The sequence below is a fragment of the Vibrio sp. 10N.222.46.A1 genome, assembly GCF_041473595.1.
GTDB lineage: Bacteria > Pseudomonadota > Gammaproteobacteria > Enterobacterales > Vibrionaceae > Vibrio > Vibrio tasmaniensis_A.
Genome location: NZ_JBFRSN010000480.1, coordinates 1 through 9,329 on the forward strand (window position 1 = coordinate 1; position 9,329 = coordinate 9,329).

Here is a 9,329-nt window from a genome sequence, read left to right on the forward strand (position 1 = left end):
TGCTCTCTATCAAGAGCTAATACTGCTATATTTTCATTATTGGCTAATTGTTTAGTTAGACAAGAGCCCACTTGACCATGACAACCGGTAATTAATACACGCATTAAGCATCAGCCCTCTTTTGAGATTCACTAACTAGGCGCGTTAAGTACTGACCATATTCATTTTTCATCATTGGTTTAGCTAGAGTCAGAACTTGTTCATCACTCAACCAACCGTTACGCCAAGCGATTTCTTCTAAACACGCGACTTTCAAACCTTGGACATTTTCAATCGTTTGGACGAAAGAAGAGGCTTCGTGTAGGCTTTCATGCGTACCGGTATCTAGCCACGCAAAACCGCGACCTAATAATTCCACATTCAGTGAACCATCGTTTAAGTACATTTCATTTAGCGTGGTAATTTCTAACTCACCACGATGAGAGGGCTTCACTTGCTTGGCCATTTCCACCACGCGATTATCGTAGAAATACAAACCCGTTACCGCGTAATTGGATTTTGGTGTTGCCGGCTTTTCTTCAATCGAAATCGCTTTCATCTCTTCATCAAATTCGACCACACCAAAACGCTCTGGGTCTTTGACTTGGTAGCCAAAAACTGTCGCACCACTTTCACGGCTGGCAGCATTTTTTAAAGTGTCACTAAATGATTGCCCATAGAAGATATTGTCGCCGAGTACTAAACAAACAGAATCATCACCAATAAAATCTTCACCTATAATGAAAGCTTGTGCTAAACCATCTGGGCTTGGTTGAATAGCATACTCAAGACTAATACCAAAATCAGAACCATCACCAAGCAAGCGCTTAAAACCTGCATTATCTTCTGGAGTCGTGATAATCAAGATGTCTTTGATTCCAGCTAACATCAATGTAGAAATCGGGTAAAACACCATTGGTTTGTCGTAGATCGGCAAGAGTTGCTTTGATACACCACGAGTCAATGGGTACAAACGAGTGCCTGAACCACCAGCTAGAACAATACCTTTCATTATTTACTTCCCTTTGATTCAGTTTTTTCTACACCTAAACGCTCACGTTGGTAACTACCATCTTGTACATTTTGACACCACGCTGAATTGTCTAGATACCATTGCACCGTTTTACGAAGACCTGTTTCAAACGTCTCCTCGGGTGTCCAACCTAACTCACGCTGCATTTTAGATGAGTCAATGGCGTAACGGCGGTCATGACCAGGGCGGTCTTGAACATAGGTAATTTGTTCTGCATACGCTGACTCTTTCGGTACTAAAGTATCTAAGATGTCACAAATAGTGTTTACGACTTCGAGGTTTTTCTTCTCGTTGTGGCCACCAATATTGTATGTCTCCCCGACTTTACCTTCAGACACTACTTTGTAGAGTGCCCGTGCATGATCTTCAACAAACAACCAGTCACGAATTTGGTCGCCTTTACCATAGATAGGAAGGTCTTTTCCTTCTAAAGCATTCAAAATGACTAATGGGATCAATTTTTCAGGAAAATGGTAAGGACCATAGTTGTTAGAGCAATTGGTTACGATAGTAGGGAGACCGTAAGTACGTAACCATGCGCGTACTAAGTGATCACTTGATGCTTTTGAAGCAGAGTATGGACTTGATGGTTCATACGAGGTTGTTTCCAAGAACATTGGCAGCTCAGTCCCTTCTGGAACTTCATCCGGATGCGGAAGGTCGCCATACACTTCATCAGTAGAGATATGGTGAAAACGAAATTCTGCTTTTGCACCCTCTTCAAGCTTATTCCAATATTCACGTGTCGCTTCTAGCAAGGTATAAGTGCCGACAATATTGGTTTCGATAAACGCTGCAGGGCCGGTAATAGAGCGATCAACATGTGACTCAGCAGCTAGATGCATGACAGCATCCGGTTTGTGCTCAGAGAACACTCGGTCAAGCTCTGAACGATTACAGATATCCACTTGCTCGAACGCGTAACGTCCATTCGAATCTACTTCTATAAGAGATTCTAGATTACCTGCATAAGTGAGTTTATCAACGTTTACCACACTGTCCGTTGTCTTATTTATAATGTGACGTATAACTGCTGAGCCAATAAAACCAGCACCACCGGTGACTAATATCTTCACAAAAACTCCTAAAATAAACCTTGATAATCAACAGACCAACACGCAGTAGCACTACTATCAGGCACGCTACCGCCCTTTGGTCAATAAGCGAAAACCACACTGCGCATTTAAAACTAAAAATGTAAATACAGCTATTATCTATGTAACGGGAAATATAATCAAAAAAAATCGTTAAACTTTGCTCCTGAGAGTGTTCAAAGTTTGATAATCCTATGTACACCAAACTCCAAATCTCGCTATACTCTTGGCCTATAGTTTTTCGCCCAATAACGAATAAGAGTTCAAGGTATGCAAGAGTTAGTTCCATTTGTTCAAGATAATATGATTTTAGCCATCGTATGGATCGGCTTGGTTGTTGCCATCATTGCGAACGTTATCAAGACATCAAACGCAGCTTACAAAGAGATCACGGCAGCGCAAACCACACACATGATTAATCGTGAAAACGGTGTTGTGGTTGATATTCGTACTAAGGATGAGTTCAAAAAGGGCCATATTACTGACGCAGTTCACATTTTGCCGTCAGATATCAAAGCAAATAGCTTTGGTAGCCTTGAAAGCCACAAAGCCGACCCAATCATCGTAGTATGTAAGACAGGTCAAACAGCTCAAGAAAGCGCTAACCTACTGGTTAAAGCTGGTTTCGAAAACGTAAGCGTGCTGAAAAGCGGCTTAGTGGCTTGGAGCGAAGCTAACCTACCTTTGGTGAAAGGTAAAAAGTAGTTAAAGGTAAGCTGACCTAACTAAACGAATATGACTTTAAGGTTTTGTTCAACAGAGATGGCGAACGAAGCCTAATTATAAATTTTTAAGGATAAGAAAATGGCTGAAGCAGCACAACAAGACGCACAACAGAACTTCGCAATCCAACGTATCTTCCTAAAAGACGTATCTTTCGAAGCGCCAAACTCTCCAGACATGTTTCAAAAAGAGTGGAACCCAGATGTAAAACTGGACCTAGACACTCAAAGCCGTGAACTTGGCGAAGGCGTGTACGAAGTAATCCTACGTCTAACGGTTACAGTTAAGAATGCAGAAGACACTGCATTCCTTTGTGAAGTTCAACAAGGCGGCATCTTCTCTGCAAGCGAAATGGAAGCTGGCCAACTAGCTCATTGCCTAGGTGCATTTTGCCCGAACATCCTGTTCCCATACGCTCGAGAAACAATTTCTAGCCTAGTGGTTAAAGGTACGTTCCCACAACTGAACCTAGCACCAGTTAACTTTGATGCTTTGTTCATGAACTACCTACAAAACCAAGCTCAGCAAGCTGAAGGCGAACAGGCTTAAGTCTCAAAGTAGAACTTAACTCCAACGATTCAAGCGCTAGTTAGCTTTTAAATGCACATCGCAACTTCTGCGATGTGCATTTTTTCTTTACACTGTACTAAAATTGAAAGCTCCTCTGATTTTAGTGGAAAGCTTTTCCAGAACTCTTCGATTTCCCTCATTATTTTTAGGTGGAAGCATGACAGAAACAATTCGCCCGACAATCTCGACAAACGCTTACGGCAAAGAGATCGCCATGACAGTAATTGGCGCAGGTTCTTACGGAACCTCTTTAGCTATCTCTCTAGCGCGTAACGGTGCAAACGTTGTTCTGTGGGGGCATGATCCTGTTCACATGGCTCGTCTCGAATCCGAGCGCGCAAATAATGAATTTCTACCAAATATCGACTTCCCAGAAAGCCTAATCATCGAGTCAGACCTTGAGAAGGCAGTAACAGCAAGTCGTGATCTTCTTGTTGTCGTCCCTAGCCACGTATTTGATATCGTTTTAAATAGCCTTAAGCCTCACTTAACAGATTGTTCTCGTATCTGCTGGGCTACTAAAGGTTTAGAGCCGGAAACTGGTCGCCTGCTAAAAGATGTCGCTCACGATGTGCTTGGTAATGGGTACTCGTTAGCAGTTCTATCAGGACCTACCTTCGCCAAAGAGCTTGCGATGGGTATGCCAACGGCAATCTCTGTGGCTTCCCCTGATGCAGAATTCCTTGAGCAACTTCAAGAAAAGATTCACTGTGGCAAAACGTTCCGTGTGTACGCAAATTCAGATTTTATTGGCATGCAGCTTGGTGGCGCGGTTAAAAACGTTATCGCCATTGGTGCTGGCATGTCGGATGGTATTGGTTTTGGTGCCAATGCACGTACTGCACTTATCACTCGCGGTCTAGCTGAGATGAGTCGACTAGGCGCAGCTCTTGGTGCGCAACCAGAAACCTTCATGGGCATGGCTGGATTGGGTGACCTAGTGCTAACCTGTACTGATAACCAATCACGTAACCGTCGCTTTGGTTTGGCACTTGGCGCAGGTAAAGATGTAGATACAGCACAAGACGAAATTGGCCAAGTAGTGGAAGGTTATCGCAACACCAAAGAAGTTTGGTTACTATCAGAACGTATGGGCGTTGAAATGCCCATTGTTGAACAGATTTATCAAGTGTTGTATCAAGGGAAAGATGCACACCTAGCAGCACAAGATCTGCTTGCTAGAGACAAAAAGTCAGAAAGATAGTAAGAGCAGATACGAAATTAGAGTAAGCGAGATACGAAGAGAGTTAGAGGTACGGGTAATCAAGATGCGAATAGCATAAAGTAAATGACCCGAACAAAGTTCTCCAACTCGCTCGTACCTCACTCTTGAAGATGACGTTAGTATAATGCTCGTCATTGAAGAATGAAGTATCTGGAATCTCATTTACGCTAATTGGCTTTTCTAAGCTCTTCATATCTCTCATCTCGCTACGCGTATCTGGTTTAAAGGAATGGATGGAAAAATGAAACACTGTGAACAGCAAAAAGTTTGGCAATGCATAGTGAAGGAAGCTCGACAGCAGTCAGAGCAAGAACCTATGCTTGCGAGTTTTTATCATGCCACGATCATCAACCATGAAAGTTTAGGCGCAGCCCTTAGCTACATCCTAGCAAACAAGCTAAAGACGGCTTCAATGCCAGCAATGGCAGTACGTGAAGTGGTTGAACAAGCATTTAAGCAGGATCAATCGATTATTGATGCGGCAGCTTGTGATATTTGCGCGACGGTAAATCGAGATCCTGCGGTCGAGATGTACTCGATGCCTCTACTTTATCTGAAAGGCTACCACGCTCTGCAAGGTTACCGAGTAGCTAACTGGTTGTGGAAACAAGGGCGTATCGCACTTGCTACTTACCTACAAAACCAAATTTCAGTTGCTTGCCAAGTTGATATTCACCCAGCGGCTCGTATCGGTAAAGCTATCATGCTCGACCACGCCACTGGTATCGTGATTGGTGAAACTGCTGTCGTCGAAAATGATGTATCGATCCTTCAAGACGTTACCCTTGGTGGTACTGGTAAAGAAGGCGGCGACCGTCACCCCAAAATCCGCGAAGGCGTAATGATTGGGGCCGGAGCTAAAATACTCGGCAACATTGAAGTAGGTGAAGGCGCGAAGATTGGTTCATGCTCTGTGGTACTACAAGCCGTGCCACCTCATACAACAGTCGCAGGCGTTCCTGCAAAAATTGTCGGAAAACCGAAAACAGATAAACCATCTTTAGATATGGACCAAGGCTTCAATGGTCGCTCGCAAAATTTCATTCATGGTGATGGAATATAAGAGCTGATTCTAGGTTCGATGAGCCGAGATACGAAAGACTTAAGAGCAGATGCTGAAAACTAATAAGAGCAACATGACGATAATGATGAAACCAGTCCAAGTAATTAGCACTGTTCTTTTGATATCTTCCAGCCTTTGCGCTGTTCTTTTCTCTGCATCGCCACTTGCCGCATCGAAAGGGGAGCTGAAAGGTGTGTCGAGTGAGATATCTCGTCAACAAAAAACACTATCCTCACAACAGAAGAAGCTCGACAATTTACAGGCAAACCTCAAGCAACAAGAGCTCTCTATCTCCTTGCTTGAAAAAGCCATTAAAACAAGTAAAAAACAACTCAATACCGCCAATGCTAATGTTGCTAGCTTAGATAATAAGATTAAAGCGCTTACAGCACAGAAAAAAGCCCATACCGACAAGTTAGAGCAGCTGATTCAGACTTACTACATGACCAGCAGAGCCAAAGCCTCTTCTCACATCTTAAATACTGGCGTTGAAGAGGACCGCATTAGTCACTATTACCAACACCTCGCCAAAGCGCGATCTGCAACAATCAAAACGATCGAACAAACTCAACTTGAATTAGAAGAAAGCCATAAGCAACGCCAACTTGAGCAAGAACAAATAGCAACGCTGTTAAATCAACAGGTAGCAAAGCGCAACAAACTATCGCAGACCCAAACACAGCGTAAAAAGACTGTCGGCAGTATTAAGAAAAACATCTCTGGCGACAAAAATTACTTAGCCGAACTTCAACGTAATGAAACTCGCCTAAAAGCCGAAATAGCGAAAGCAGAAAAAGCCGCACGAGAGAGACGCAATGCTGTCCCTATGGATGGCTTAGCCAAACGTAAAGGTAAACTGCCTTGGCCAATCAAAGATAAAGTTCTGCATAACTACGGCTCACGCCAAACTGGCCAAGTAAATTGGAAAGGCATGGTGATCAAAGCGAAATACGGTCAGCAGGTAAAATCTGTTTACTCAGGCACCGTCGTATTCGCAGAGTATTTACGTGGGTATGGCTTAGTGGTGCTGCTTGATCACGGTAAAGGCGACATGACACTGTATGGCTTTAACCAAGCGCTTTTAAAGAAAGAAGGTGACAAGGTTAAAGCGGGTGAGGCGATAGCTCTCGCCGGTGACACTGGTGGACAAACCCGACCATCGCTGTACTTTGAAATTCGTAGAAACAGCCAAGCTCAAAACCCGAAAAGATGGTTGGTTAGGTAAAAACAGATACGAGATATAAGTAACCGAGATGCGAAGAACAAGCCCAAAGAGCTGAAAATTTCCGAATTCGCATTAATCAAACTCAGTCATTCCAGAATTGAGGGACGAAATATCTGGAATCTCGCTTGAGATTGCTACCCTCGAGGATAAAGAGAGATTCCCTATCACGCTCGTTCCTCGCTGTAGGGAATGACGTCACGATTTATATCCCACCACTCGAATCTGCGCTTTTCCGCTCTCGTTACCCGAATCCGACTTACCGCTTACCCACATCTTCGCTTTTATTTGCTGTTCAGCGCTCTTACACCATCTTCTAACAATGTCAGTTGCTCAAAGCCTTGAGTCGTTGCAATCGGTTTAACGGTTGCGATCATCTGCAGCATTCCTTGGTGAACAACTTGCTCCGTAATTTGAGATTTTGGAGACATCGCCGACTGATACGCCAACCAACCCGATGCGATCAAGTGGAGAGATGTGACCATCGACTTCATTTCTGTATCTGTTGCTTTTAGCAAGTTCAACTCAACAAAAGCTCTCATAATATCCACAAGATTCGTTTGCAGCTTTTCTTGAACGGCCATGTAATCAAGATGCAGCTTTTCATCACGAGACAATATTTCAGGCAGGTTCGCATAGAAGAATCGGTACTTCCACATCAATGTGAAGATTGAATCTAAGTAGCTTTTTAGTAGCGTCAGGCTTTCTTGCTGCCCTTGAATCGGAGTAAACCTTTCAAGTAACTCAGTCGAGTAGAGAGTAAAGATATCACGTACAATTTCTTGTTTGTTGCGGAAGTGGTAGTAGAGGTTACCTGGGCTGATTTCGATGTGCTCAGCAATATGATTGGTCGTAATACTACGCTCGCCGTGCTCATTAAAAAGCTCTAGAGCTGCGTAAACAATCTTGTCACGTGTTTTCATTAGTAATTAGATCCCTATCCGTTTAGTGGTTCAGTATATCGCCACTAAACAGATAGATCGACCTGTTCACATCTGGTCGAATTAGCTCTGACGAAAATGGATAGAATATCTCAATTAACATCACTACATTACACTAGAATTAAAGAATTATTCCGCTAGCTCGCTTCGTTTGTTCCTTGCTATACTCGTGTGAGTTTGTATTCAAAAAAGTAGGAAGAAATATGATTATCGTAACTGGTGGTGCAGGCATGATTGGCAGCAATATTGTTAAGGCGCTCAATGAAGCAGGCCACAACGATATTCTAGTTGTCGACAACTTAAAAGATGGCAAAAAATTTAAGAACCTGGTTGACCTAGATATCACCGATTACATGGATCGTGATGACTTTCTAACTCAAGTTATGGCTGGCGATGATTTCGGTCACATTGAGGCTGTTTTCCATGAAGGTGCATGCTCAGCAACCACAGAGTGGGATGGCAAATACATGATGCTAAACAACTACGAATACTCGAAAGAGTTGCTGCATTACTGTATCGAGCGCGAGATTCCGTTCTTGTATGCTTCTTCTGCTGCCACTTATGGTGAAACCGATACCTTTATTGAAGAGCCGCAGTACGAAGGCGCGCTAAACGTATACGGCTATTCAAAACAGCGATTTGATAACTATGTGCGTCGCTTAACTGCAGATGCAACCGCACACAACGAAACGCTTTCTCAAATCACTGGGTTTCGATACTTCAATGTCTACGGTCCACGTGAACAGCACAAAGGCAGCATGGCTTCTGTCGCTTTCCACCTAAACAATCAAATGAACGCTGGTGAAAACCCGAAATTATTCGCAGGAAGCGAAACCTTCAAGCGTGATTTTGTGTATGTTGGTGATGTTGCGGCCGTAAACCTGTGGTTCTTAAAAAATGGCGTATCAGGTATCTTCAACCTAGGTACAGGTAATGCCGAATCATTTGAAGAAGTCGCAAAAGCGGTGATTAAGCATCACGGTAAGGGAGAGATTGAAACTATCCCATTCCCTGAGCATTTGAAAGGTGCTTACCAAGAGTTTACTCAAGCTGATTTAACTAAGTTGCGTAATGCCGGTTGCGATGTTCAATTTAAATCGGTTGCTGAAGGCGTCAGCGAGTACATGCAGTCAGTTAATCGCTAGATTACACTCTCCCGAAAACAAGCTAACGGTATACTGTTAGCTTGTTCAATATATATCGCCAGTTAAAGGTTTACAGTGACAACTCAACGCGACGACTACGATCCTAAAGCATACAACCCCAAATTCATCAGTGCGTTTTTATCACCAAAACACTGGGGAACTTGGCTCGGGCTATGCCTATGTCTACCCATTTCTTTGCTGCCAAACTCGATTCGAGTAGCCATAGCAAAATTCGTGGCGACAAAAATGGCGAAGAAGCAACGTGGCTCAGTACAAAAGGCACGTATAAACCTCGCGCTTTGTTTTCCAGAAAAGTCTGTTCAAGAGCGTGAAA

9 protein-coding genes and 2 pseudogenes are annotated in these 9,329 nt (G+C 43.3%); 7 read left to right on the plus strand and 4 right to left on the minus strand.

Features of this window, described 5'->3' with window-relative positions:
- The 3 genes and pseudogenes from AB4496_RS14295 to rfbB all read right to left on the minus strand — a co-directional run.
- Positions 1–104: pseudogene (locus tag AB4496_RS14295) on the minus strand (NAD(P)-dependent oxidoreductase); the annotation flags it as partial.
- Complete coding sequence (gene rfbA / locus AB4496_RS14300; RefSeq protein WP_009847956.1) at positions 104–991, minus strand: glucose-1-phosphate thymidylyltransferase RfbA; 888 nt, start codon at positions 989–991, stop codon at positions 104–106. The gene rfbA and the pseudogene AB4496_RS14295, both read right to left, overlap by 1 nt.
- Complete coding sequence (gene rfbB, locus AB4496_RS14305) at positions 991–2,088, minus strand: dTDP-glucose 4,6-dehydratase (protein ID WP_102257561.1); 1,098 nt, start codon at positions 2,086–2,088, stop codon at positions 991–993. Before rfbB ends, rfbA begins: the two co-directional genes overlap by 1 nt.
- A 288-nt stretch (positions 2,089–2,376) precedes the next feature.
- Between rfbB and AB4496_RS14310 the strand changes: the two genes are divergently transcribed.
- The 5 genes from AB4496_RS14310 (at position 2,377) to AB4496_RS14330 (ending at position 6,912) form a co-directional block, all read left to right on the plus strand.
- Positions 2,377–2,811, plus strand: coding sequence for a rhodanese-like domain-containing protein (locus AB4496_RS14310; protein WP_009847958.1), 435 nt, complete (start codon positions 2,377–2,379; stop codon positions 2,809–2,811).
- 99 nt (positions 2,812–2,910) lie between these two features.
- Complete coding sequence (gene secB / locus AB4496_RS14315; protein WP_009847959.1) at positions 2,911–3,378, plus strand: protein-export chaperone SecB; 468 nt, start codon at positions 2,911–2,913, stop codon at positions 3,376–3,378.
- 178 nt (positions 3,379–3,556) lie between these two features.
- Entirely contained in the window at positions 3,557–4,603 is a 1,047-nt protein-coding gene (gene gpsA, locus AB4496_RS14320; RefSeq protein WP_009847960.1) for an NAD(P)H-dependent glycerol-3-phosphate dehydrogenase, read from the plus strand.
- Positions 4,604–4,865: 262 nt separating this feature from the next.
- Positions 4,866–5,687, plus strand: a complete 822-nt coding sequence (cysE, locus tag AB4496_RS14325) for a serine O-acetyltransferase (RefSeq protein ID WP_009847961.1) — start codon at positions 4,866–4,868, stop codon at positions 5,685–5,687.
- A gap of 73 nt (positions 5,688–5,760) precedes the next feature.
- Positions 5,761–6,912 (plus strand): murein hydrolase activator EnvC, encoded by a 1,152-nt coding sequence (locus AB4496_RS14330; protein ID WP_261879032.1) that lies wholly within the window; start codon positions 5,761–5,763, stop codon positions 6,910–6,912.
- Positions 6,913–7,193: 281 nt separating this feature from the next.
- Here the strand turns inward: AB4496_RS14330 and AB4496_RS14335 are convergent, their stop codons facing one another.
- Positions 7,194–7,832: a TetR/AcrR family transcriptional regulator gene (locus AB4496_RS14335; protein WP_009847963.1), complete on the minus strand. Its 639-nt coding sequence runs from the start codon at positions 7,830–7,832 to the stop codon at positions 7,194–7,196.
- 221 nt (positions 7,833–8,053) lie between these two features.
- On the opposite strand from AB4496_RS14335, the gene rfaD reads away from it, so the two are divergent.
- Together rfaD and AB4496_RS14345 are read left to right on the plus strand one after the other, a co-directional pair.
- Positions 8,054–8,995 carry an ADP-glyceromanno-heptose 6-epimerase gene (rfaD, locus tag AB4496_RS14340; RefSeq protein ID WP_009847964.1) on the plus strand — a complete coding sequence of 314 codons (942 nt, stop codon included), beginning with the start codon at positions 8,054–8,056 and terminating at the stop codon, positions 8,993–8,995.
- Between the two features lie 75 nt (positions 8,996–9,070).
- Positions 9,071–9,329, plus strand: a pseudogene (locus AB4496_RS14345) (lauroyl-Kdo(2)-lipid IV(A) myristoyltransferase); the annotation flags it as partial.

What these genes read in the sequence shown, in the direction of transcription:
- AB4496_RS14330 (WP_261879032.1), top strand. Translation starts at nt 5,761, where the DNA reads ATGACGATAATGATGAAACCAGTCCAAGTAATTAGCACTGTTCTTTTG.
- AB4496_RS14335 (WP_009847963.1), bottom strand. Translation starts at nt 7,832, where the DNA reads ATGAAAACACGTGACAAGATTGTTTACGCAGCTCTAGAGCTTTTTAAT.
- rfaD (WP_009847964.1), top strand. Translation starts at nt 8,054, where the DNA reads ATGATTATCGTAACTGGTGGTGCAGGCATGATTGGCAGCAATATTGTT.
- gpsA (WP_009847960.1), top strand. Translation starts at nt 3,557, where the DNA reads ATGACAGAAACAATTCGCCCGACAATCTCGACAAACGCTTACGGCAAA.
- AB4496_RS14310 (WP_009847958.1), top strand. Translation starts at nt 2,377, where the DNA reads ATGCAAGAGTTAGTTCCATTTGTTCAAGATAATATGATTTTAGCCATC.
- cysE (WP_009847961.1), top strand. Translation starts at nt 4,866, where the DNA reads ATGAAACACTGTGAACAGCAAAAAGTTTGGCAATGCATAGTGAAGGAA.
- rfbA (WP_009847956.1), bottom strand. Translation starts at nt 991, where the DNA reads ATGAAAGGTATTGTTCTAGCTGGTGGTTCAGGCACTCGTTTGTACCCA.
- secB (WP_009847959.1), top strand. Translation starts at nt 2,911, where the DNA reads ATGGCTGAAGCAGCACAACAAGACGCACAACAGAACTTCGCAATCCAA.